This is a genomic window from Paraglaciecola sp. L1A13 (genome assembly GCF_009796745.1).
GTDB lineage: Bacteria > Pseudomonadota > Gammaproteobacteria > Enterobacterales > Alteromonadaceae > Paraglaciecola.
The window spans coordinates 251,446-277,867 of sequence record NZ_CP047024.1 but is presented as its reverse complement, the minus strand read 5'-3'; the positions used below and the strand labels follow the sequence as shown (position 1 = coordinate 277,867).

The following is a 26,422-nucleotide window of genomic DNA, read 5'->3' as shown; positions in this document are numbered from 1 at the left end:
AACACTAGGCGGGACTCGTCACCCGTTTAGATTTGGGTTTTGCACTTTTTTTCAGTAGAAACCCGATGGCTAATATGGCCAGAGCACACAAAGCAAATACCATTCGTCCCCACATTGGATTGGGTATTAACATCATGAAAAATACCCCTGTCCCCATATATAAGACCATAGAGCCTAATTTATCGCGTTGCTGCCTGTCGAATTCATCTTGTTCAAAGTCGGCAATAACAGGCGTTTCAAAATCCGTGAAGAAGCGATCGGTTTCCTGCTTATGTTCATCCCGTTCTTCCTTATAGAAAAAGGTTGTTGAGCAAAAGAACCCTGCAGTAATGACTAAGTGCGCACCTATGGTTATCATTAAGTTCATGTCTATGGATTCGCGGCGTGTGAACGCTTGCTCTAAGCCAATCCATTGAGCGAATAGCTCTGGCGTTAAAATGTTAGCCGTACACCAAGATACAAACATACCAATAATTACCGTAACCCAAGGTGCCCACTGAGGGGTTTTTCTAATAAACAATCCAAAGATCAGCGGCACAAGTAGCGGTACTTGGACCATAACCGATACGCTCATCATTAATTCAAATAAACTTAATTCTTTCAAAGATTTAAAGAATAAGGCCACCACGATAACCAAAATCCCACTAATAAAACTAACATAGCGGCTGACGGTTAACAGATGTTCGTCGCTAACAGTTTTGCTCTTTTTAAGCAGCAATGGTTGATAAATACTCCTGACAAAAATACCGGCATTTTTATTCAGCGCTGAGTCCATTGACGACATGGTCGCGGCAAACAAACCCGCTAATAATAAACCTACCGTCCCAATGGGCATGGCATTACGCGTGAAGACCAAATACACCGCATCCGCTGCCTTGTTACCTAACTCAGGATACGCCGCTGCCGCATCAGGATATAAAATGGCCGAGGCCCAAGGTGGAATAAACCACACTATGCTGCCCACACCCATTAACACCATAGCCAGTAACGCGGCTTTTCGAGCATTGTCTGAATCTTTCGCGTTCAAAAATCGGAATGCGTCGTGCATGTTCATGATCGTGATCATTTGCTTGGCTAAAAAGAAGACAAACGTGCCCACTAAAATGACGCCATAGTTCATATCTGGCCCCATAATAAAATCACTTGGGAAGTTATTCACCAGCTCAACCGGCCCACCTACCATCACCAAAGCAACAATGGCACAAGCAATTGATATTACCGCTACCACCAGCGTTTGCACAAAGTCTGACGCTACCACGCCCCACGCCCCAGATAACACAGATACAAAGACCACGGTTAACCCAGTTACTATGATCGTTAGCGTAATGTCAGCTTCAAACACAGCACTGGCGAAAACACCTAGTGCGTTCAACCAGACCCCTGCATTAATAAAACTAAAAACGATTAAGGCCCATGAAAAGAATTGTTCGTTTTGGCTACCAAAGCGCCGCTTAATGCCTTCAGTTGGGGTATCCACGCGCATCTGGCGAAAACGTGCAGAGAAGTAGGCCCAGCCACAGAAATACGCAAAGGTATTAGCAAAAAATACCAAGCTAATGGCAAAGCCGTCGGTAAATGCCTTACCAGCCGCGCCGGTGAAGGTCCAGGCTGAAAACTGCGCCATAAACGCCGTTGAGCCCACCATCCACCACAGCATACGACCGCCGCCACGAAAGTAGTCGCTAGTGGAGTTTTTTGCCATATCTTTAAAGGCAAAACCAATGCCCACGATGAGGATAAAATAACCGACTATGACCAGATATTCATAGAACATGGGTAGCCCTTTTATTGCAGATGACTAACGTCAACCCAATTATCATTTTTACGAATTAGATCAATCAGTTGTTGATATTGACTACCTTCTTTAAAAGTTTGATATGGGGCCACGTCTTCCCCCTTTATATCATTGACTAATTCTCTGATGAGATACCGCCAATTACGCTCTGTATCCCCTTCCCCTTGAGGGTTATTTTTTACGATGTCGTCAGGTAGAGGTAGTCTTGTCCAATTGTTATTCTCATTGTAAAAATACAAGGGGCCGCTTCCGTAATGGCCTTTGATATATATCGCACCTTTGCTGCCATAAATCACTATATGGTCTTCGTTGAAGCGTGGATGTAAGCCGCCGTGTTTAAACAACACAGACACAGGCTTTTCGGCTAATTTGCTTTCAAGCTGTGCTAGCACCGTATACGACCATTCAACATTTGATTCGCCCCATTGCAAAGACGGATCGTTAAGATCATCAGGAATAAAGTCACGGCGCTTCTTAAAGTTATGTACTCCTTCAACAATCGGAGCTCGGCCTAGGTCATCGCGCACTTCGCCCATGACCGACAATATTTTCTCACCAATGATAGACGTCACAATCGATAACTTATGAGTGAAGTTGTTATTCAAACGCCCACCGCCATCTTCTTTGCGGTGCGACCAACCAAAGGGAATATCCCGCTCTAAGTTAAAATGCGAGATACACTCAACTTCTAACGGCTCGCCAATAGCGCCTGCAGCGACCATGCGCTTAGCGTGAATTACATCCGGCATATATCTAAAGCTTGCAGCAAAAGCCGTTTTCACGTTTTTCTCAAGCGCTAAGTCGTACAATTTTTTAGCAGACTCACCGGTTGCGGTCAGCGGTTTGTCACTAAACACATGGCAACCAAACTCTATTGCCTGAATAATGGCTTCTTCGTGAGCGCCACCGGGTGTGGCAATTGACACCACATCGGGTTTACATTCAATCAATGCTTGCTGCCAATCAGTACCCGCATATGGGATCGCTAAATCTTTGGCTACTTGTTCAACCACGCTTTTTGTGCGACCCACAATGCCCACGACTTCAACACCCACAGATCTGAATGCTTCTGCGTGCCCTTGACCGGCAAAACCGGTGCCTTGAATCAATACTTTTATATTTTTACTCATGTTATTTATCTCGACTTATCAAAGACTAAATTCACTATGCGAGGCTACCAATTCCAAACCGTTCCGTCTTCCAACCGACTAACTGGCAAGTATGAACGTTTATAGGGGTATTCTTTCGCTGCTTCTTCATCAAACTCAATGCCTAAACCAGGCGCATCACTAACGTAGGCAACGCCATCTTTTACCTCAATCCCATGTTTGAATATTCGGCCGGATGCCGCATTACCAAAACCAACAAATTCTTGTATGCCGAAGTTAGGGGCCCAAATATTCAAATGCATGTGCGCGGCAAAACAAACAGGGGAAAGATCTGGCGCTCCATGTGGCGCAGTTTTAACGTTATAGATGCTGGCGAAGTCAGCTATGCGACGAAGCGCAGTAATGCCACCTGCGTGGGTAGCGGCCACTCTGATATAGTCGATAAGCTGATTTTGAATCAGATCTTTACAGTCCCAGATAGTGTTGTAGGTCTCACCAATGGCTAATGGCGTAGTGGTATGTTGGCGTATAACCTTGTAGCTGTCTTGGTTTTCAGCGATTGAAGCATCTTCTAAAAATAATAGATTATAGGGCTCTAAAAGCTTACCTAGTCTTGCTGATTCGATAGGTGTTAATCGACTATGAACGTCATGTAGCAGATGCACGTTATTACCAAAACGCTCTCTTGCATGACGAAAAAGCTCAACAATCATGTTGAAGTACTTTTGCGTAGACCATTCTTCTTCTGGTGGTAAAGGCCGACTACCTTGTAGCTCAAAATAATCAGCTTTGTCGCCCAGCACGCCATAGGTAACATTCAGTCCAGGAACCGCACACTGTAATCTAACCGCTTTAAAGCCCTGATTAATGTGCTCTTCGGCTTTATCTAGAGTGTCCTCTATCGTTTCGCCGCTTGCGTGTGCATACAACGTCACGCCGCGTCGGCTTTTACCACCAAGCAATTGATAAACAGGCATGCCTGCCGCCTTGCCCTTAATATCCCACAGCGCCATGTCTATAGCGGCGACTGCAGCCATATTCACAGCCCCTTTACGCCAATAAACGCCTTTATACAGATACTGCCAAATATCTTCTATATCGTGGGCATTTCGCCCAATAAGACAAGGAGCAACATGCTCTTGCAGATAAGCAACCACAGCCATTTCACGACCGTTTAGTGTTGCATCCCCTAGGCCATAAATGCCGGCGTCGGTCATCACCTTAACGGTGACAAAATTTCTGCCAGGGCTACAAACAAATACTTTAACCTCGGTAATTTTCAACTGATGTCCTCTCTTCGAGTATTAGCGCTCAGACTGTATTGAATTAACTGCACCGTCATTCACTTGTAATCTTTGAATCTTGGTTTTTTACACAAGCTCAAATTTACTAAACCGGTTTAGTTGAACAAATTATCATAATCTTGCAGTATGTCAACATCCCGCAGCCAAAATCATCAGCAGATAAACTCAACAATGGCAAAAGTAAAATTAATTGATGTCGCACAACTGGCATCAGTATCAAAAAGCACGGTATCTCAATACCTCAACGGCCGTTTTGACTATATGTCGAAGGAAACACAGGTACGCGTGAGAGCGGCAATCAAGGAGTTAGACTATGTGCCCAATCCTATTGCCAGAAATTTAAAGGCCGATAAAACGAAGACCATAGGCGTGATTGTAAGAGACATTACCGGCTTCGATACCAGTCGAACTATTCGCGGGGTTGATGATTACTGTAAAGCAGTTGACTACAACGCATTGATTTACAACACAGATTTCGATCCTGATACGGAAGCCAAATCCCTAGAAGCCCTATACCAACTGCGGGTAGACGGAATTATCATTGCGTCGTCAGGCAAAAATAATCAACTAATATCTGACTATATAAAAAAGGGCATGCCCATTGTTCATTTTCAATTGGAACATGATGGCAGTGAAAAGAACCTTATCTTGTCAGACTATCGCCAAGCTGCTTTCGATGCGACCGAGTATTTGATTCAACTTGGGCATAAGCGAATATGCTTTGTCACCCAAGATTTTAAAAATGTTAAATCTAGAAATGAACGATACATCGGCTATGCATCAGCCCTTGAAAAACACCACATTCCATTAGATAAAAACCTAATTCAATATTGGCAACGAGAAACGGGATTTGAGCATTCACCTAAGAGCATTATAAGCTCCAGCGCATCGCCAACGGCCTTCTTCACTCAACATTTGGCTATAACCACTGAACTACTGACCCATTTAAACCAAGAAAAAATTTCAATACCTGATGATGTTTCACTCATCGGTTTTGACGAAATTCCTATGGCCGAATTTTTCAAGGTACCCATTACGGTTGTCAAACAAGAACCTTATATTATCGGCAAAGAAGCCGCCAAATTACTGCTGGAAAACATAAACGATAAAAACAGACACTCGCAGAAAATCATGATTTCATGCTCAATCACGCAAAGGCAGTCTTGCTCGTCGCCTAAAGAATAAATATCCCTATAAAAGCCCGATATACCAACAAATAAGATAAATCGGTTTATCTTATTTGTTTTGATGACGTTCTTAATAATATTGATTAAAAGATTAGATAGACACGAAGCAAAAAAACACTGCCCTACCTAGGCAAAATAACAAATAACGTTGCGATACTAATAGCTACAGTTTACAACGGACCACATCCCCGCATCGAACACAGTCAACCAGCTTTTAACTAAATATTCTTATCATGACACCCATAATAAAATTGGTTAATTCCAAACCCTAAACTAAGCTCAATATGTGTTTCATTTCTAATCTGATGGGTGCGCCATGCCTCAGTCTCGTAAAAGTCAAATTAGCTTAATAGATACCCCTTATTACCACTGCGTTTCTCGCTGTGTTCGTCGTTCCTTCCTATGTGGTATTGATAAATACTCAGGTCAAAGTTACGAGCATCGTCGAGGCTGGGTCGAGAGTCGATTACTATTCTTAGCATCGGTCTTTTCAATCGATATTTGTGCTTACGCAGTGATGAGCAATCACACGCATATCGTATTGCATGTAGACAAAACGTTAGCAGAAGCTTGGGAAACCGAAGCGGTATTAACTCGTTACCATAAATTACATAAGGGTACTTTGTTAACCCAAAAGTACCTCAAGGGGTACCCATTAACTCAAGGAGAGTTGATAAGCTTTGACGAAACCGTTGAGCTATACCGAAAACGGTTGTACGACATTAGTTGGTTTATGCGCAATTTAAATGAATATATCGCTAGGGAGGCAAATAAAGAGGACGACTGCACGGGACGGTTTTGGGAAGGTCGCTTTAAGTCCCAAGCCTTGCTAGATGAAAGAACTAAATATTCTTATCATGACACCCATAATAAAATTGGTTAATTCCAAACCCTAAACTAAGCTCAATATGTGTTTCATTTCTAATCTGATGGGTGCGCCATGCCTCAGTCTCGTAAAAGTCAAATTAGCTTAATAGATACCCCTTATTACCACTGCGTTTCTCGCTGTGTTCGTCGTTCCTTCCTATGTGGTATTGATAAATACTCAGGTCAAAGTTACGAGCATCGTCGAGGCTGGGTCGAGAGTCGATTACTATTCTTAGCATCGGTCTTTTCAATCGATATTTGTGCTTACGCAGTGATGAGCAATCACACGCATATCGTATTGCATGTAGACAAAACGTTAGCAGAAGCTTGGGAAACCGAAGCGGTATTAACTCGTTACCATAAATTACATAAGGGTACTTTGTTAACCCAAAAGTACCTCAAGGGGTACCCATTAACTCAAGGAGAGTTGATAAGCTTTGACGAAACCGTTGAGCTATACCGAAAACGGTTGTACGACATTAGTTGGTTTATGCGCAATTTAAATGAATATATCGCTAGGGAGGCAAATAAAGAGGACGACTGCACGGGACGGTTTTGGGAAGGTCGCTTTAAGTCCCAAGCCTTGCTAGATGAAAGCGCGGTATTAGCATGCATGGCTTACGTAGATTTGAATCCCATTCGAGCCAACGTGGCTTCAACACCTGAGGCTTCGAAAAACACCAGCATTAAAAAGCGTACGAAGGCTTTGAAGAACAAAAGGCCACAGCCTAAGGCTCTTATGCCCTTTATAGGTAGTCACAAAGAGGATATGCCAAAAGGAATTACCTTCGATTTAAAAGATTATTGTGAATTAGTTGATACTACTGGGCGCTATATTAAAGACAGTAAAAGCGGGGTTATTGATGATAAGCAAAACCCTATTTTAGTGCGCTTAGGGTTAAACTCAGTTCAGTGGTTAACCCTTACCACTGAGTTCGAAAAGCATTTTTATTATGCCGCTGGAGCAGAACAAATGATGCATGCGTTCAAGCGACACACTCAACACCAAAGACTGCGAGGGTTGGACAAGGCACGACTGCTCCTTAAAAGGGCGTAAATAGCGCGATAATCCTTCGCCAAAGAACACTCATTTTGTGAGCACCTTTGCTTGCGCCTTATATAAAAAACTCCGCTTAAATTAATACTTAATCGCGTTAGATAACAAATTGACCTGATTGAAATCTATTGAACTACTCATAAATGAATAAAAAATACTACTAATCGTCCTGCTTATGTTCCATGAATTAATATGGATGTCTTATATAAAAATATTGGTAGAAGGCGAACGGCTTAATCTTAATTCAGAGTAATTTAAATATGGATGTCATTATTATTTTATGCGTGGATATGTTTGAAAAAAACGGCAAAAAAATTTGCCGTTTATAGAGTAAATGAAGCATCTTTGTTCTGCGACGAATCTACATTATGAATATCAGTTTCGCTTTTGAAAAGAATAATATAGCGAACTATTTATTTGTAAACGGGATACTTAGCCGTTAACGCTGCCACATCTTGACGCACAATGTTGTACAAATGCTCTTCTTCTATATTATCTAACAAATCACACATCCACTGAGCGAGCTTTGCAGCATCTTCACTACCAATACCTCGCGACGTTAACGCTGGCGTCCCTATGCGTATACCACTAGTTACAAATGGCGATTGAGGATCATTAGGCACGGTGTTTTTATTAACCGTAATATTAACAGCGCCCAAAACTTCATCGGCTTGCTTACCGGTTAACCCCTTAGCAGTAAGATCAACTAAAAACATATGGTTATCAGTCCCGCCAGATACTACACCAAAGCCCCGCTGCATAAATACCTTAGCCATGGCCTGTGCATTATCAATAACTTGCTGCTGATAGGTTACAAATGAGGGTAAGGATGCTTCTTTGAAGGCGACTGCTTTCGCAGCAATAACATGCATCAAAGGCCCACCTTGAATGCCCGGAAAAATCAGTGAATTGAACTTTTTTTCGAGACTTGGATTCGATTTACACAAAATCATACCCCCTCGAGGACCACGTAAAGTTTTATGGGTTGTGGTGGTAACCACATCGGCGATGGGAATTGGATTTGGATACAAACCTGCGGCAACAAGACCTGCAACATGCGCCATATCAACAAACAAATAAGCACCAACACTTTGCGCTATATCTTTAAATTTTTGCCAATCAACAACACGAGAGTATGCAGAAAAACCAGCGACAATCATTTTTGGTTGATGTTCTTTAGCAAGAGCAGCCACTTGCTCATAATCGATTAGGCCAGTAGAGGTATCTAAGCCATATTGAATCGCATTGTACAATTTGCCAGAAAAGTTTGGTTTCGCACCATGAGTCAGATGACCACCATGGTCTAAGCTTAAACCTAAAATTGTATCCCCCGGACTTAACAGCGCCATATACACCGCCGCGTTTGCCTGTGAACCCGAGTGTGGTTGCACATTAACGTAATCCGATGAAAATAATGCTTTAGCTCTTTCTATAGCTAACGTTTCAACCCCATCTGCAAATTCGCACCCGCCGTAATATCTTTTCTTAGGGTAGCCTTCAGCATATTTATTGGTCAGTTTGCTTCCTTGCGCCTCCATCACTGCTTTACTGGTGTAGTTCTCTGAGGCGATAAGTTCGATATGATTTTCTTGCCGTCTACCTTCATCACTCAACAAAGCAAATAAATCAGGATCTGTTTCTTTTAATGACATATTTAGGTCAGACATAACGCTTCTCATTGATTGATTAGGATGATTATGCTAATTCTTACTGCGCATAAAATAAAATCAATAATTACAATGATGTCATAAACTTTTCAAATAAAGCTAAAAGAATAATGGAAGGAATCTTATGAAAAATTTGTCAGTCGATTTTTTACGTTCATTTGTGACAATTACACAAACGGGAAGTTATACACTTTGTGCAGAGCGCCTAAAACGCACACAACCAGCCATTAGCTTACAAATTAAAAAGCTAGAAGACGTTATAGGCGAAAAGCTATTTATTCGAGAATCTAATCGACTGACACTAACGTTAGCTGGCAGCAAGTTGTTAGAATTTAGTATGAAGATCATATCATTAAATGATCAAGCCATGCGGGAGTTTGGACGCCCACAAGTCAGCGGAAATATAAGGCTAGGCATCCCAAGTGAATTCTCTACTACATTAATGCCAAAAATTATTCGACGTTTTATAAATACTTATCCTGAAATATCACTGGAGGTACACTGCGCACTCAGCAAAGATCTCTTATGTGAACCGCTTAAAAATAAATTTGATCTCATTTTATCATTACAAGAAGAGGCTGATTCTACTCAGGAAGGGCACATTATCACTGACCAATTAGTCTGGGTAGGTAGCCAGAGGTTCGTCAATAATATCCCCGAAAAATTGCCTATTATCGCAGCACCTTCCCCTTGCCTTTATAGAAAGCGAGTCACTTCAGTATTGAATACACATAAGAAAAATTGGCAAATAATTTACACTATTGCCGACCTAAATGGTATTCAAACCGCTATCAATGAAGATTTAGGTATTACAGCCTTAGCCAGAAGCACGGTGCCTCCCGGGTTGTTTATACTTCCACCAAGCCCACAGTTACCAGAACTAGGTCAGGTTGGTGTTTACCTAATGAATCCTCAAAAAGTGCGTTCAGAGGCTATTGAACTGCTAGCAAAGACTATTGAAACCCAACTCGCGATCTAACAACGCAAGATTGCTGTGTATAAATTAAAAAGGCAGCGTTTGTGAAGTGACCCCCAATCGTTGGACATTCCAATTACTGGGGGTCTTTTTATGTCAGCGGCTTTTTAATTCCGTACTTATACTTACAAAGGTGGTCCCGGCGGCGCTGGATAGCGCGACATTGGCTGCTCCCCCCATCTTAAAAACTCTCTTGAAGGAACATATTTAACGGGATCAGTTAAATACAATCGAATGCTTCGATATGCTTGCTGGTAGTGTGCTTTCGTTAATGGGTCTTGATGCTTTTTACCTTCAAGCTCCTCAGCAAGATCTGATAAAGTCATCATTATCATTGCCGTAACTTCAGGGCTAGATTTTACGTCAGCACCGGCGGTCATTAAGCTATTGAGCACAACGCTTTGTGTCACTCTGAGTAAAGCTGAGCGACCAGAAGACTTACCAATTTTTTTACCCCATGTCTGTTGCATTAATGTCTCGATTAACTGAGGCAACGTCAATGTTGCAGGGTCTCGCGCTTCGAATGCAACCATTCGGCTAAGTTTGTTAGGCTCTAACAGTGGGGTCACAATTAAATCTGCCAGAATACGCGCCGCTTTAAGTTGGTCAAACGCATAATCATCAGACATATCTTCGCGGTTAAGACCTGGGTGTACTGTTAATTGAACCAGTAAAGACTCAGGTAAAGCCAATTCATCCGGCGATAAACTAAGCATAAGTTTACTTAGCAATTGCTTTTGAAGTGCTGTGGGCACTATTTGAGTAGGCATAATACCATCACCTTTGACCGCCCATTCGTGATACATACCACCAATAAAACGCTGTGCCGCTTCAATCGCCCACCGATGATGTAAATACACCATCCAAAGTTTCATATCGCGTAAATGACCCAGTGGCTCTCCTTCATCCAACATATCGGGGCCGTATTGCGCTAGCATGATCTGCCTTGCTTCGAAGCTCTCATCCATGTATTTAACGGGCGACGAGAGGTCGTCATACCATGCCCAACGAGGGTCAGTAGATGGAACAAATAAAATGCCGTTATTGTGCATTTCTTCAATAATGCTGTTTAAGCCTTTCGCCTCAACATTTTTTGCCAGAGGCGTATAAGCATAACGCACCATGTATTTATCATATTCACCAATTCCAATGGCAAACGCTGTTGATAAATCCAGTTTTCCATCTTTGACCTTCACCCTGGGCGAAGGATATTCCATGACTGAGGCGCGATCATTAATACTCGATGCCCAATTATGACCAAAACCTAACACATGACCCAACTCATGAGCTACCAGTACCCGCTGACGTGCTAACGCAAATTCTATTTCAGCTTCAGCTAATTTCTTGCCATCTGCTGTCGCCGCCTTCACGTAACTTTTATAGTAACTGGCTACTGTTCTCATGCGATGCGAGTCGAGACGACTTTTTGAGCCTAAAATCTCTCCTGTCCGTGGATCTCGATACGTACCGCCCATAGAGAATCCCCGGCCATCTCGCTCTATCCATTGAACCCAAGCATAGCGGATATCCATAGGATCCATGCCTGGTTCAGGTTCTTTTACCTGAACAGCATCTTTAAAACCCGCGGTTTCAAATGCTTCATTCCACCAGAGCGTACCTTCTTTCATTGCTTCTCGAATATCATCTGGAATGGCAGGATCAAGATAAAATACGATAGGCTTTATTGCTTCACTCAGCATGGCCTGCGGCTGCTTTTTCTCAAGTCGCCAACGTGTTACCCAAGAGACTTCCGTATCTTTATTAATTGGATTAGCCAGGTTGCTAAATTTCAATTTACTGACCCCAATACGAGAGTCTGCAAGGCGTGTTTGGTAGCCAGTAGGGGCGCGTAAAAAAGAATGATGAATACGCATTGATAACACGCGGGAGTCAGGTAAGACGTTTTTTACCACGATATTAGGTTTACTAATATTGAAAGAAGCAATGGTTTCAATTTCGGTATTGTCAGTGAAGTTTTTCATCCTAGCCGGATAAAAACCACTTTTGTTATTATCAAATTTGAACTGAGCGTGCTTCGATGCTCTTCCGTTTTCTACATCAGCTGCATCACGAATAAATAAAGATGTCGCGTCAACTAAGTGTTTACTTTCTGACTGCGCAATGACAGGCAAAGATGCCAGAACTGAAGTCGCAAATGAAAGGTCAACATTGTTGACTCTCTCAGGCGTGCCTCCTTGCGCTCTAAAATCCAAATTCTGTTGAACAACCAAAACATTGGGTCCACTTTTGTGAAAGTGAACCACCATGCTTTTTAAGATCCCTCTGTCCAAAGGTAATTCAACTGAACCTGCACCAGTAGCGGCACTTACGTAATACAAAACATCGCTGTCGAACTCTGTAAGTTCCATTAACACTTTGCCAGCATCTGCATCCCAATAAAAAGGAATAAATCCTGGCTGTTTTGTTAAGGACTTAGTCGCTTGGGTAAAATCGCGACTTTGAGCCTGACTTACCCCTGAAAACGCACCCAACACCAGCATAATAAAGGCTGCGTAAATAACACGCAACAGCAGCCTATAACGAAACGAGGGTATGCCAACCCCAGCACTATCTACATACTTCGAAAATATAACAGTCATTAGCGGCTACTCAGATTTAATAGTAGGGTAATCAATACCCAACTGTTCTAAGTAGGTGTCGTATTTCTCAGCATCATAGTAAAACTCGCGCATTCTATCGCGATACTGGCCCATAATATCTTCATTCAAATGAATTTGTGGGGTGTCTTTTTCACGCAGTAACGATTCATATTTAAGATCTTTTGTTTGCGTATTGGTGAAGTAATCATCCATTTCTTCGAGTAACGAAGGGTCAGTAAATAGATCAATCATGGTCATGGCATGCGCTTTAGCGCCTGCAATAATGCCTTTATGCGCGATTGGCGTTGCCATAGAAACCGCATTTGACCAATTATGGCCCGGTAAATTAGGAATATTTGACGGATATAACATGAAAATTGTTGGTACCACCCAAGAGATATCACCTACATCATCTGAGCCGCCCCCAGTTAACTTATCTAAAGGAGGGGGAGCGACCATTGGCATGATCTCTTGCGGCAAGCCTATTTCTTCTGCACCGATTTCTTTTTGCAGTGCTTTAGCGAGCGTTAAGTCGTCATCAGACCATTCAGGTAGGCCCACTGCTTTGATGTTTTCGTATGCTCTATAAGCCAAAGGCTTATTTGAATGTAGTGGCCATGCAGACCCCATCACCACAGAATCCCAAGTCGTATTCGTCATCAAAGCTGCGCCCTCAGCAACCTTATCGCCAACCTCCCATAACGCTTTGATATGGGGATAATCTACTTCCCTAAAGAAATACCAAGAACTGGCTTTAGGCGGCACCACATTGGGTTGGTCACCACCATCAACGATAACGGAATGAATACGCTGCGATAGTCTCAAATGTTCCCTGCGGTAGTTTAAACCAACACTCATTAATTCAACGGCATCAAGCGCACTTCGTCCCCGCCATGGCGAGCTTGCACTATGGGCTGATTCACCGTAAAAGTTATATTTTACTGAGACCAATCCTGATAGCCCAGGGTTACCGTAAAACGTACCAAAACTGCTTCCTACATGTGAATAAAGCACCGCATCAACATCATTAAAGTACCCAGCACGAACATAGTAGGCCTTAGTCGCCAATTGCTCTTCTGCGACACCAGGCCACAATACAATGGTGCCTGATATATCATTCTCTGCCATGTAGTCTTTGAGTGCTATGGCGGCAATAATATTCACTACTTGGCCCGAGTTGTGCCCTTCCCCGTGGCCCGGTGCTCCTTCAATAATGGGCTCATGATACGCTACACCGGGTTTTTGTGACGCTTTAGGAATACCGTCTAAATCTGTTCCCAGTGCAATAACGGGTTTACCTGATCCCCACTTAGCGACCCAAGCGGTTGGAATACCCGCAATACCTTGCTCAATCTCAAAACCTTCCTCCTTTAACATCTTGGTTAAATAGGCTGACGTTTCAAACTCTTGAAAACCAAGCTCACCAAACGAAAAGATGGTGTCATTCATAACTTGCGCAAGCTTCTTCTGCTTGTCCACTGCAGCAACTACTTGAGCTTTTGCATCTGCACGCTGCTGTGCTGTAAAGGTTGTAGCAGCGGCTTCAAAAACCATACTCATTGACAAGAACATAGCACTAAATTGCAATAATTTATTCAGTTTCATAAGGTGTATCCTCTAGATGGAATCATCACTCAGCACAAAAAGTACAGGCCGCAGTTGTGCGGCCTGTAAACACATTTACTCTTTCACTGTTGGGTAAGTAATGCCTAACTGCTCTAGGTATGTGTCGTATTTTGCAGGGTCGTAGTAGAACTTCTTCATGCGCTCTTTGTACGTAGCCATTATTTGCTCGTTTAAATGGATCGCAGGCGTATCTTCAGCACTTAATAAAGGAATGTACTTTTCATCCTTGGTTTGCACGTCTTTGTAGTAATCCCAGGCTGATTCCATCAGTGCATCACTAGTAATCAAGTCAAACAGATTCAAAGCTTGTACTTTTGCACCTGCCAGCACGCCCTTGTGCGCGATAGGAGTTGCCATAGCCACGGAATTTGACCAGTTATGGCCAGGTAAATTGGGGATATTGGCAGGGTAACGTAAGGTGATTGTAGGCACCTGCCACGACACATCACCGATATCATCTGAGCCACCGCCCATATTTTTCTTCGGATCAATTGGATCCGACAACACTTCAATCTCGGTTTTCAACCCTGTAGGTTCAACGCCGATCTCTTTTTGAAGTGCTTTGGCTAGGGTCATATCGTCATCTGACCATTTTGGCATCCCAATCAGCTTGATATTAGAATAGGCATTTTCGGCGATAGCCTTGTTCATATGCTGCGGCCAAGCAGAGCCCAGTACCGTGGACTCCCAAGTAGTGTTGGTCATTAAAGCTGCTCCCTCAGCCATTTTGTCGCCAATCTCCCACAAGGACTTAATATGTGGATAATCCGTTTCACGGAAGAAGTACCAAATACTCGCTTTTGGCGGCACAACATTCGGTTGATCGCCACCATCCACAATTATCGAATGCGTTCTTTGGGACAAGCGCAAATGTTCGCGGCGATAGTTCATTCCAACGCTCATTAGTTCAGCCGCATCAAGTGCACTACGACCACGCCAAGGTGACCCAGCACTGTGTGCCGATTCGCCAAAAAAGTCATACTGTACTGATACTAAGCCGTTACCTCGGCCTGCGCCCCAACTTGTGCTAAAAGCATTAGATACATGCGAAAACAGAACCGCATCAACGTCTTTAAAATATCCATCTCTCACGTAATAGGCCTTAGTGCCTAATTGCTCTTCAGCAACACCCGGCCATATTTTAATGGTTCCTTTGAGGCCATTTTTCTCCATATATTCTTTAACCGCTATGGCAGCAACTATATTCACGACCTGCCCTGAGTTATGACCTTCACCATGACCGGGCGCACCTTCAATCACAGGATCATGATAGGCAACCCCAGGTTTCTGCGACGCCTTAGGGATGCCATCAATATCAGAACCCAGCGCAATAACGGGCTCACCTTCTCCCCATGTGGCCATCCAACTCGTAGGAATACCTGAGATCCCAGTTTCAATTGAAAAACCGTTATCATTCAGTATTTTGGTTAAATAAGCGGAGGTCTCAAACTCTTGAAAACCAAGCTCACCAAAGCTAAAAATCATATCGTTCATTACCTGAACGTCTTTGGCTTTGCTCGCCACAGCATCAATGAGCTCTGCTTTCGCGTCCATACGCTCATTTAACGTCATATCTGCGCTAGCTAAAGCCGATAAAGGCCCCACGACCAAAGACAGTCCCAAAATACCTGTTACAAATTTCTGTTTAAACATACTGATTCCTTTTGAAATTTAACTTAATACCCAATTACATATTTACACGTACACCAAGTTTGAACTCACGCCCAAGTACGTCGTAAAGCCCGCGGTTAGTTTCTAGGTAGCCAGGACGATTTTCTGAACCCTGAGAGGCCGGATAAGCCACCATTGCAGGGTCGGTGTCAAAGACATTTCGAATAGAAACGTAGAACTCTGCATCCGTATCTTCAGCAAAGGTAAAAGTTTTAGCAGCATAAAAGTCGAAGAAGGTTTTGCCATCCACGCTGTTATCATTAATGGTGTAGTTTGGTGCGGAACTGACAGGGCAATTAGTGGTACATTCGATATATGAATTGTTGAGTACACCATCACTTACACCGCGGGCGGTAATGTTGAAAGTCATATCATCAAGGTTGTAACTAACCGAAGCTCGGTATTTCCAATCCGGAGTGCTGCCAGCATTTGAACCAGCTGAATCAATCGCTGTGACACCGTTATCAATAATATTTTCTAAATAGTTAGTTGCCAAGAAACGCAACTTGACTCCCCCTAATCCACCGTCAAAAATGTCCCCCATATCAAAGTCGTAAGTAACGTCGTAATCCACGCCTCTAGCGGTCATTGAGTCAAGGTTGTCGTATAATAGATTAATCGTCTGTAGCGTACCGCTGGCGTCATAAATCATATTGTCACAGTATTTTTGCACGCCATACTCTACACAATATTCCGCCGTATCATCGGCGGTAACAAACGATATAATCCCGTCAATTTCAACTTCATAGTAATCAATGGTGGCAGAGAAGTTTTCGATAAAACTAGGTCTTAAAATAACGCCAGCTCCCCAAGAGTCAGCTTCTTCAGGTGCCACAGTAGGATTACCTTGAAGGTTTTGAATCATAGGAACCGAAGCACCATTTATGGTTACCGAGTTGCTACGGGCGGTACCGGTAGCATATAACTCACTCAGATTTGGAGCCCGAATATCTCGTGAGCGAGTTAAACGGAATGTTGCATCTTCAATTGGTCTATAGGTAAGACCGGTTTTCCAAGTAGTCACTCCCCCAGAGGTGCTGTAATCGGTGTAACGCACAGCGCCGTTGAAATCTAGATCATCCATCAATGGGATCAATGTCTCAACATATGCTTCTTTTACATTGTACGAACCTTCCGTAACTTTATAGTTTCCGTATTTCCAACCACTCGAATACTGAGGGTCCACATCGCCATCCATTTGTTCATGGCGATATTCAGCACCAAATGCGATTGAGATAGGACCGGCCCACCCTTCAATGTCGCCAGTGCTAAAATTTACAGCGGCAACATCTTGCACAAATTCTTGTATACGACGGGGTTGCCCCAGCACGTAACTCAATGCTTCGTCACTACCAACACCAACGCCTAAACGGTTAAGCGGAATACAGCCATTTGAAGGGTCTGTTAGTGTAGAGCGACAAACCACCTCTCCTGAATCCGGGTCAACAATTGCGTCGGTTGCCAAGTCTAGGCGTGACGTATTATAAGTACCCGTCATATGTTCATCAGACTTGGTTTTGCCGTATTGATAATAAGCATCCCAAGTGAAGAACTTATCACTTAATCGAAACTCACCATTCCCGCCTAGCACGATACGCGTGGTATCGCGCACGTTATTTGCTCCGGAGGCGGGCATGTCAACGTTACTCGTATTTAAACTAAAACTAGCTAAGCCAAGATCAGCCATTTGTGAAGACACAGATGAGGGTAAATAGGCGTTATCAGCATAAATGGTTACCCCTTTTGACGTGGGGTTAATGTAATAACTTAAGCCTTCATACTCTGCATAGGAACCCTGCATATACAACTCAGCGCCGCCCACCATATAGCTGAATCTGGCGAACAAGTTCTTTCGTTCTTCATCAGCCGCCAGTGAGTTTGTTCCAAGCATGCCCGATGTTGTATATTCCCAGTCGCCACCTTGCATCCATTGGCCCGATACTGCGCCGTATGCGAGTTGATTAACGGCCCCATCAACGCCAAAATAAGTCCCCTCCAAAGGACCTGATGCAATTAAACCACCAGGGGTATAATTAGAAATACCAATACCGGTATCAACTAAATAGAAAGGAGAACCTTCACTGGTATCTGGGTTAATCATGCCCACAAAACCCTGCTCGGCCCAGTCACGTGTGGTGTCATGAATGCCATTTGCTGAGTAATACTCACCACTAAGTAATAAGTGCCCGTCACCACCAGCTAGCTCTGAACCATAAGTCAGAACCACTTTACCGTTTTCATGGTCGCCGTACGTCGTTTCGCCATATTCAACTTGCGACTTAAAACCAACATATTCTTTATCAAGAATAAAGTTCACAACACCACTAACGGCATCTGAACCATACACAGAGGAAGCACCACCAGTCACAATTTCTACATTTTTGATCAGTGACTGAGGGAATGTATTCGTGTCCACCTCGCCAGTCGAGGCTGACACAACATTTCGTTGTCCATCAAACAAAACAAGCGTTCTGCCGACACCCAAAGCACGTAAATTTAACGCAGCAATACCTGATGCTCCACTACTTAAAGAACCCGAAGAGGTAGATGCCGTCGTACTGCCTGTAACTGAAGGCATGGTATTAACGAATTCAGCCACACTACCGGGCGCGTAGGCATTAATATCTTCTTGGGTCATAAGCGTGATCGGCGCTGGTGTGTCGTAGCCGTCACGAGCAACTCTTGAACCAGTCACTTGAATCGATTCCATTTTTATTTCGTCAAGATTTTCTGCTTCGATATTCGACTCTTGTGCAAAAGCATGACTACCCATTAAGGAAGAGGAAATCATTGCAGCTAAATAGGTTACTTTCATGGATTTGGTACTATTTGGGCTTTTCATGTGTGTATCTCCTGTTCAAAGAACATGTGCGTTTTTTCGGCTTATATGAGCGGATTTGGATTTGCTAACACCCATTTGCAATCTTGTCGTTGCCTTTGAACAAAAGCACAAGCCATACCTAAATCGCTGATTTAAAGAATGTTAATGGGATATAACTTGGATTGCGCAGGAAGGATAGAATATGAATCAGAATATATTCATATTTTTCAGATGGTTACAATGATGAAAAATTCTATTAACAAAGTGTAAACGTATAAATTTTTCTTATCTTGCTGGGCGTTATTATCAGCTAATTAAGCATTCGTTTTTCATGCTATAAGAAAATATTATGGCTAAATAATCGTTATTTATATGGAAAAATAATTCGCACTATTTAAATGCACTGCGCCCTATTAAGAGTCATAACGCGTAAATACCGGTGATATAAAATGGGGCTATTTTAATTGGGATAAGGATATGGCGATAAACGGGTGTTTAAAGAAAAGGGCGTACAGCCGATATTATAGGGACTAAAACATTGATAATTTTAATAGCCATACGCGACAATATTTAAGCTACAGCTTTGCTATTGTCGCGCGGGTGCAATCACGCTATTTGAATTAAGACCCTAACCTGCCAAATGCAAAAAGTGCAAATGGCGGTGATATTGATCAATTACATCGTTGATCACCGCTAACTTCGACCAACCCATAATATCGTAATTTTGCCCACCTTCGCTTAAATGCACATCAGCTCGGTAATAGGTATATTCCCCATCAGAGTCAGGTACTGGGGTCTCAGTTGATTGACCATATTCAGGTAAATGGTGAATAGTTGGGTAGACCGCGTATACAAACTCGGCGTCTTCGCCATGCTGAACCGTCAATGTGATCGCTTCAGCAGATTGGCTAATATTAGCTTCAATCTGTTTTAAGGTTAATTCTTTCGCCACCGAGTCGAATGCTTGTTTGACGGTTTGTTCAACGAAGCGTTCTACCGTAGGCTTATTGGGAAAGTCTACTATGGTGTGTAATCGCTCTTTCCAGCTATCGCTACCCGCGTTGACTTGCCCTGATGGTGCATGAAGCGTCATGCTTTCACGTTTGTATTCTTCGACCCTTAGGGCTTTTATTAAGCCGTACATAGATATCAGTAATATCACTGCAAACGGCAAAGCGCTGGCTATGGTCATAGTTTGCAAGGCGCTTAGTCCACCAGCCATTAATAAAATGCCAGCAACTAAACCGACCCCGCCGGCCCAATAAATACGCTGCCAAACCGGCGTATCGTTTTGACCGTTAGAGCACAACATATCAACCACCATGGCGCCTGAGTCACAGGAAGTGACAAAGAACACGACAATCATCAGCACCGCCACACCAGATATCACATTTGACCAAGGGAAGTGTTCAAGAAATAAAAATAATGCCACCGGGGTGTTATCTGTCGCCAGCTTCGCTAGTTGCGTACTCCCCTGATTAAGCACTAACTCAATCGCGCTATTACCAAAAATAGTCATCCACGCCAGCGTGAACATAGATGGTATCAGCAATACCCCAATCAAAAATTCTCGTATGGTGCGGCCCTTTGAAATACGAGCAATAAACACACCAACAAAGGGCGCCCACGCTAGCCACCATCCCCAGTAGAATATAGTCCAGCCGCCTAACCAGTCCTTTTTGTCGTAAGCGAAAAGATTAAAGGTATTACGTACCAAATCAGATAAGTACGCCCCGGTATTTTGTAGCATCGCTTGTAACAAAAATACGGTAGGTCCAGCTAGTAAAATAAACACCAGTAAGCCAATCGCCAGCAGCATATTAAATTCAGACAATATGCGAATTCCCTTATCTAAACCACTGACAACCGAGACAATAGCCAAACCAGTGATTGCCACAATCAACAGCAATTGGTAGGGCTCAGATATAGGGAAGCCGAACAAATAATTAAGGCCCGAGCTAATCTGTAACACTCCCAAACCCAGTGACGTTGCTACGCCAAAAATAGTACTGATGACAGCGAAAATATCGACCACGTTACCGCGCCAGCCGTAAATTTTATCGCCGATAATAGGGTAAAGCGCAGAGCGTAGTGTTAGAGGTAAATTATGACGATAACTAAAATAAGCTAAGATAAGCGCAACAACAGCGTATATCGCCCATGCGTGCAATCCCCAATGGAAGAACGTCATCTTCATCGCTTCTCGCGCCGCCTCAATGGTGCTAGGTGTTGCCGTAGGCGGAGCAAGAAAATGCATTAAAGGTTCTGCAACCCCAAAAAACATTAAGCCAATGCCCATGCCTGCCGCGAACAACATTGAAAGCCACGAAACAAATGAATAATCAGGCTCAGCGTGATCCGGCCCCAGCTTAATTTGACTATGCCTCGATATGGCCAAATACATAACAAAAATTAAAATCGTAGCGACCGTTAACACATAAAACCAACTCCCGTTATCCACAATAATGGTTTGCAGCTGCGAAAAGGTTTGATCAGCTAACTGAGGGGAAAGTAACGCAAAAAGGAGTAAGGCGATGATGGCGCTCGACGAACCGAGAAAAACGATTTTATTTAGATGCTTAGAAGAACTGATTGGATTCAATATGTTTCGCCTTTATGTGTTGCTTAACCACGCTTTTTATTCGTTTTAGGTGTCGGCTTAGCTTGATACACGATAACCCATCCTAGCACAGCGTCAAAAATCAATCCTTATAGGCCATTCAAATCTAGCCCTATCAATAACACAAGCAGTCATGTATCCGTAATTAGCTAAGTACTTGAATGTGCATTTTATAAGTTTAAGCACGGACAAGTTATATAAGCCCACTTGTTAAATTCCCCCAATAACAACTCGTAGTCTCACCCACTTTTATGAGCTTATTTATTATGGGTGTCATGATAATTAGCTTGTCTTCCATTGGCATTTACATGGGCGACATTAACATGGGTGTCATGATAACGATGCCCCTCAATAGCAATACCTGACTCTGACTAATTAACATGGGTGTCATGATAAAAATTCTGACAAAACGCTATCGCCAGAGAGTCAAATACAGGCCAACTCTAGGCGAGAATTATCATGGGTGTCATGATAAGGATGTGCTTTTGATAAGGCCAGTTAACATGGGTGTCATAATAAAAATATCCGTAGTCCACAATCAGATCCCCGTAACCTCAATGCCTAACTTCGACTAGTTGATAGGCCTAATTATCATGGGTGTCATGATAAGAGCCTTTGCTCAATGCACTATCGCGAATACGGTAAACAGCGTCCAACTCTAATCATTAACACCTAATCATCTTTACCTTCGCGCTCTGCTTTTGATAGGGTTAGTTATCATGGGTGTCATGATAAAGATGCGGGTGATGATAACGATGTTCTAGATCATCTTACGAAGCTGGAACGTGAGCGTAGGCCTATCAATCACCAGTACTTAGTCCGCTTTACCTTCGCGTTCTACTTTTAATAGTGCCAACATGAGTTCGCGTTCTTTGGGTGATAGGGAATCTAGGGTCTTTTTAATGTTGTTGCGGTAGCGTTTTAGGGTGACTTCGTCACCGGCGATGGCGGCGTCAAGTGTGTGTTCGTACTTGGTGAGTAGCGCGTTGAGCTTAGCGGTGTTTTCCATATTGGCGGTGTGGGCGGTGTACGCTAGGTACATTGCACCGCACAGGGCTAAAAAAGTCATTACATCGAATTTGAATGAGATAAAAGGGGCTTTTGTTTGTTCGGTCATTTTTGCTGTTCCATCGTCAATGATATTTTTAGTTTGAGTACTTCAACTTGCTGGGCCGCTTCGCCTAAGGCCTGACTTTGTTGATAAAATAAATACTGCATACCAACAAACATGGCGACCATTAAAAGCACCAGTATTAGGTTGTCTGCTATCCATTCTTTTGCGAAATCAATTACCTTGTTCATCATAGCCTTGCCTTACAATCTGGGAGTTCTTCATATGCAATCGTATTGGTTTCAATCGACTCACTGATCATTTTCGCCGTCACTGTGCCCAGCACAAAGCAGCGGTATCGTTTGCTGCGCTCAAGTTCGAGTAAAATCAGGTTATTCTGGCCTTTCTCGTTTAGATTATTGAGTAACGCTAACGTGGCTGGCATGTCATTTAAGTAGCTAGCCATATTATGCTCAAGGCGCTGCATAAGGGTTTCTTTGGCAATATCCCCTTGGGCCAATTGCAGCCAATACGAGGGGTCGTCCACGTTCGATACATATTCCAGCGCTAACGATTGCCAGTCGGGCTGATAAAATAAACGCTGCTCAGCAATAAGGCCGATGTCGGTGCCTTGCATAAAGTTAGGCATGCTCACTTCTGCCACTTTATTATCGGCTAAACGTACGCCTAAATACGCGCCTACGTTCATGTCTTGCTTGAGCAGAGTAATGTTGGTGTCAAAAGGCGCTGTCACCTCGCCGATGCCGAGCATTTCAGGCGCAAAATCAAGCATCGAATACGCGAGGTCGTCATAGCTACGTAGCGAGAAGCGCGCTGTTTCGCTATGCGCAACGGGTAATCCATTTTCGTCTCGCGGCAGTTTTTTGTGTACTACACTTGCCACCGCATCAACCACAGCAAAGTCACGATAGGTTTTGAAAATACCGTTCTCTAAATCCAGTACGTAACCAAACCCCACGGTGAACGTTTTATCGAAGGTGTCTACATCACTGAATTCCTCGGCAAAGGCGACCATCATGCCGTGATAAGAGTTCTCGCCCATTACCGACTTGCCCACAGGTATGCCAAAGGCGAACACGCCCAGCCCCATGGCCACCAACAAATACACTTTGCTGCGTGCCCACAAGTACATGCCCAGCTTGATAAATAACAAGAAAATCGCCAGCAAACTTGCCGCAATACTCACCGGGGGGATAACCGCTAATTTAACGGCGTCTTTGCCCAGCTGAAACATGCTACCGCCAGGTGAAAACGCAGCGGTGGCGGCAGTCGATGTGACCATTTTAATAAACGAAATATTGTCTTGGCTAGCCAGCCACATCTTCTTGTAGCGACTTTCTGCAATGCTTGGGGTAAAGCTTTCCATGTAGTAAGGGCCAAGCGCAATTTTCGCCAGTACTTTTATTTCATACAAACGAGCAAAGTCGACCCTATCTAGGTTTTTCTCTGGCACACCACCAAAGCTCGAGCCGTCTTGGTATTTCACCCACAGCGCCTCAGCACGGCCTTTGTATTTATTGGTGATGGCTTGTCGCAACGGGCGCATGTCATTCATGGTCCACTCTTTGGCCACATGCACATCATTTTCTGTAAACACGGCAATCGCCACATTGGTAGCAACGGGCGACTGCACGTATTGTTCATACTCCATTTCTTCTGAAATACCATATGCCCGATGTAAATACGCTCGGCGGCCACGGGTAAACATGCCCATAAGTTGATATTTCGATTTAAGAATTTTGGTTAAATTAACTTCGTCAGCCTGTAAATACACACCAAAGCGTTCGCCGTCTTCAAAAGTTAGGTTATTCAGATATTTAGCAAATTCAGCTCGATAAAAATCATGACACTCGCGGTCGCACTTCGAGCTTTGGTACTTATTGCGGATATCACGGTACACCTTAACGATATTTTCATTCTCGGCGTAGTCTTTACGAAAATCATCCGCCTTTATCAACTCGTCTGAATATACCTTCCAGTGCTGATTAATCCGCTCGTTAGCTTGGTTCAACAGCTCGTTACGTTCTTGCTCAAGCAAAGCAAAGTTGTTTTCCCGTCTGCTGGCCTCGGTATAGTCTTGCCTGGCCTTTTTATAACTGGCCCACTCCGCTTTATAAATACCATCGAATTTACGAATGCGCGGCAGTGCATCTTTGCTAAAGGTTTCTTCTTGGCGATTTTGTAAAAATACATCCGCCATATTTTGCAAGTTTGATTCAATTAAATGATTAAACCCACCCGAGAAATACGCCAATGAAGGAATAAGCGCCACCACTAAATCTTTACGCTGCGGGTCACTCACTATCTCATCAAATTCAGGAAAGCCTTCAATGGTCACAGATTCAGCCAAATAGGCCTCTTTATAGACGATTGCCCGTACCGCACTGAGTTTTTTCTCGTTCGAGGTGCTATCTACCACGCCATCAATCACAATGCGCAGTGACGGAATAATCAACGCCCACAACAACACAAATGCAATTGGCCTGAACACCCATTTACCAAGTTTGTTAATACCCTGCTCTGTCTGAGTGTCGACTGTGTCTTTAGCTTCGCCCAAAATATTAAATATATGGCCTGGCATAAATGAAATAATACCCAAGGCTAAACCGAAGCCCGACAAGGTACGGCCAAATAATTCCAAGCGCTCTGCGGTGAGTTGGTACTCACCAAATACCGCTTCTAGCGGCTTAGCGTACATATCGATTAGCAGTAAGTTAAGGGATAATTCAAGGCACACATACACCACGAATAACCCAAGTAATACCAGTATCTTCACCTGACCAGCGCCCTTAGCTAACATCAATTACCCTGCTTTCTCATGGTGGCTTTACGGCGTATATAGTCGGTACTCACGTCTTGCTTACGATCTTCACAGTATTTGTACAATGGGTCACTCGGTGCAAGGCGGCTGCAACGACTGCCGGACTGTAATTTTTGATAGGTCGAGTACTTCAGTACATCGCCATTAATCGTCAAATATTGACCTGAGGTAAACAAACTTTGCTGCTTAGCTAACTGGCTAAAATCTGCATTACTGGGCAATACATTCACCACGCTAGGTAAGTCATTTGCTTTCGTGTTGCTAATAAATTTTTTACTTGGGGGCTGCACAAAATTATGTGCCTGCATACACGCTATAACGGGCGAAGTACTAACGGCAAACGCCTTTAGTTCAGCATTGGCGGTATAATTGAGTTTAAAAAAAGTTCGGTCTTGAGCAGCAGACGTACTCAAGGTATCCCCTAAATATAAATACCTTGCCGCTGCATTTTCAAGTACCGCGCTATAACCCGCTTTTTCTACTTGTTCAAGCAATGCACTGTTAACCACCAAACGCGTGTGTTTCACCGGCAGCAAGCTTTGCACTGAGGCCAGTAAATCAGCTAACGAATTCTCGGTAACACCGGGCTGTGGGCGAATATAAATTTCATCACTGGGCATCATGCGCGGCGTTAATACACTGGCAAGCAAAGCAAGGTCAAACTCGCTGCTAAACTGCGTGAAATCATTGTCAGTGCTCACCACCTTCCAGCTACCGTTCACCAAAGCCACATCGAGGTAAAAACCCGTAAACACATCTTGATGCTGGCCAATATAGGGTGGCAAGTTGCTACTGGTCACGCGATACAGCATATCAGCCTCGCACATGCCCCTCATCACAGGTAGCACATCACCGTTATCAGCAATCAACAAATTACGTTGTAGCAAGGCTTGTTGCAGCGCAGCGTACTGAGCCTTTGCGCTACCATGCGCAGGAAACGCACTACTAACCGTAATCGCGTTCGAATACGCATCTGGGCGCTTATCAACCGCACAACCAGACACAAATACAACCGAAAACAGGCTAAGTAAAAAAAGCAGAGGGTATTGACGTGAGAGCACGAAAAATTCCATTTTTATCGACATTTACGAATAAACTATAACAACAAAAAATGTATTGCAAATCAAAGTGTTAAATAGTTATTGGTGAAGGTTTTACGTGTCAGAGAAAGTAAATGGCTAAGATTATGGCAAATTTATTGCGATGTTATCAATGGTGTTTGCGTATAG

The 26,422-nt window shown here is 43.4% G+C and carries 16 protein-coding genes and 1 pseudogene; 4 read left to right on the top strand and 13 right to left on the bottom strand.

Annotation, left to right across the window (positions count from 1 at the left end; translation table 11 throughout):
• Window positions 1–4: 4 nt before the first annotated feature.
• The 3 genes from GQR89_RS01135 to manD are packed head-to-tail and all read right to left on the bottom strand — an operon-like array spanning window position 5 to window position 4,187.
• Window positions 5–1,774 carry a transporter gene (locus GQR89_RS01135; RefSeq protein WP_158768355.1) on the bottom strand — a complete coding sequence of 590 codons (1,770 nt, stop codon included), beginning with the start codon at window positions 1,772–1,774 and terminating at the stop codon, window positions 5–7.
• Between the two features lie 11 nt (window positions 1,775–1,785).
• A complete protein-coding gene (locus GQR89_RS01130) occupies window positions 1,786–2,925 on the bottom strand; it encodes a Gfo/Idh/MocA family protein (protein WP_158768354.1) in 1,140 nt (379 codons plus the stop codon).
• Window positions 2,926–2,969: 44 nt separating this feature from the next.
• Window positions 2,970–4,187 carry a D-mannonate dehydratase ManD gene (manD, locus tag GQR89_RS01125; RefSeq protein WP_158768353.1) on the bottom strand — a complete coding sequence of 406 codons (1,218 nt, stop codon included), beginning with the start codon at window positions 4,185–4,187 and terminating at the stop codon, window positions 2,970–2,972.
• A 192-nt stretch (window positions 4,188–4,379) separates the two neighbouring features.
• Here manD and GQR89_RS01120 point away from each other — a divergent pair, with 192 nt between their 5' ends.
• The 3 genes and pseudogenes from GQR89_RS01120 (at window position 4,380) to GQR89_RS01110 (ending at window position 7,319) form a co-directional block, all read left to right on the top strand.
• Window positions 4,380–5,393 (top strand): LacI family DNA-binding transcriptional regulator, encoded by a 1,014-nt coding sequence (locus GQR89_RS01120; RefSeq protein WP_158768352.1) that lies wholly within the window; start codon window positions 4,380–4,382, stop codon window positions 5,391–5,393.
• A gap of 318 nt (window positions 5,394–5,711) precedes the next feature.
• Window positions 5,712–6,233, top strand: a pseudogene (locus GQR89_RS01115) (transposase); the annotation flags it as partial.
• 102 nt (window positions 6,234–6,335) lie between these two features.
• Window positions 6,336–7,319 carry a transposase gene (locus GQR89_RS01110; RefSeq protein ID WP_158768351.1) on the top strand — a complete coding sequence of 328 codons (984 nt, stop codon included), beginning with the start codon at window positions 6,336–6,338 and terminating at the stop codon, window positions 7,317–7,319.
• A 413-nt stretch (window positions 7,320–7,732) separates the two neighbouring features.
• Here GQR89_RS01110 and glyA read toward each other — a convergent pair whose 3' ends face one another.
• On the bottom strand, window positions 7,733–8,986 hold the full coding sequence (gene glyA, locus GQR89_RS01105; protein WP_158768350.1) for a serine hydroxymethyltransferase: 1,254 nt from the start codon (window positions 8,984–8,986) through the stop codon (window positions 7,733–7,735).
• A 124-nt stretch (window positions 8,987–9,110) separates the two neighbouring features.
• Here glyA and GQR89_RS01100 point away from each other — a divergent pair, with 124 nt between their 5' ends.
• Entirely contained in the window at window positions 9,111–9,965 is an 855-nt protein-coding gene (locus GQR89_RS01100; protein WP_158768349.1) for a LysR family transcriptional regulator, read from the top strand.
• Between the two features lie 122 nt (window positions 9,966–10,087).
• Here the strand turns inward: GQR89_RS01100 and GQR89_RS01095 are convergent, their stop codons facing one another.
• From GQR89_RS01095 to GQR89_RS01055, 9 genes are all read right to left on the bottom strand, one after another.
• Complete coding sequence (locus GQR89_RS01095; RefSeq protein ID WP_158768348.1) at window positions 10,088–12,562, bottom strand: zinc-dependent metalloprotease; 2,475 nt, start codon at window positions 12,560–12,562, stop codon at window positions 10,088–10,090.
• Window positions 12,563–12,568: 6 nt separating this feature from the next.
• A complete protein-coding gene (locus GQR89_RS01090; protein ID WP_158768347.1) occupies window positions 12,569–14,167 on the bottom strand; it encodes an amidohydrolase in 1,599 nt (532 codons plus the stop codon).
• A 75-nt stretch (window positions 14,168–14,242) separates the two neighbouring features.
• Window positions 14,243–15,841 (bottom strand): amidohydrolase, encoded by a 1,599-nt coding sequence (locus GQR89_RS01085; RefSeq protein ID WP_158768346.1) that lies wholly within the window; start codon window positions 15,839–15,841, stop codon window positions 14,243–14,245.
• Window positions 15,842–15,875: 34 nt separating this feature from the next.
• The gene (locus tag GQR89_RS01080) at window positions 15,876–18,701 is read right to left on the bottom strand and encodes a TonB-dependent siderophore receptor (RefSeq protein ID WP_158768345.1); all 2,826 of its coding nucleotides are present in this window, start codon (window positions 18,699–18,701) and stop codon (window positions 15,876–15,878) included.
• A 607-nt stretch (window positions 18,702–19,308) separates the two neighbouring features.
• Complete coding sequence (locus tag GQR89_RS01075; RefSeq protein WP_158768344.1) at window positions 19,309–21,282, bottom strand: choline BCCT transporter BetT; 1,974 nt, start codon at window positions 21,280–21,282, stop codon at window positions 19,309–19,311.
• An 832-nt stretch (window positions 21,283–22,114) separates the two neighbouring features.
• Window positions 22,115–22,417, bottom strand: coding sequence for a hypothetical protein (locus GQR89_RS01070; RefSeq protein ID WP_158768343.1), 303 nt, complete (start codon window positions 22,415–22,417; stop codon window positions 22,115–22,117).
• Entirely contained in the window at window positions 22,414–22,605 is a 192-nt protein-coding gene (locus GQR89_RS01065; RefSeq protein ID WP_158768342.1) for a hypothetical protein, read from the bottom strand. The genes GQR89_RS01070 and GQR89_RS01065 overlap by 4 nt, the downstream gene beginning before the upstream one ends.
• Window positions 22,602–25,172, bottom strand: a complete 2,571-nt coding sequence (locus tag GQR89_RS01060) for a hypothetical protein (protein WP_158768341.1) — start codon at window positions 25,170–25,172, stop codon at window positions 22,602–22,604. The genes GQR89_RS01065 and GQR89_RS01060 overlap by 4 nt, the downstream gene beginning before the upstream one ends.
• Complete coding sequence (locus tag GQR89_RS01055) at window positions 25,172–26,254, bottom strand: hypothetical protein (protein ID WP_233269043.1); 1,083 nt, start codon at window positions 26,252–26,254, stop codon at window positions 25,172–25,174. Before GQR89_RS01055 ends, GQR89_RS01060 begins: the two co-directional genes overlap by 1 nt.
• Window positions 26,255–26,422 lie beyond the last annotated feature (168 nt).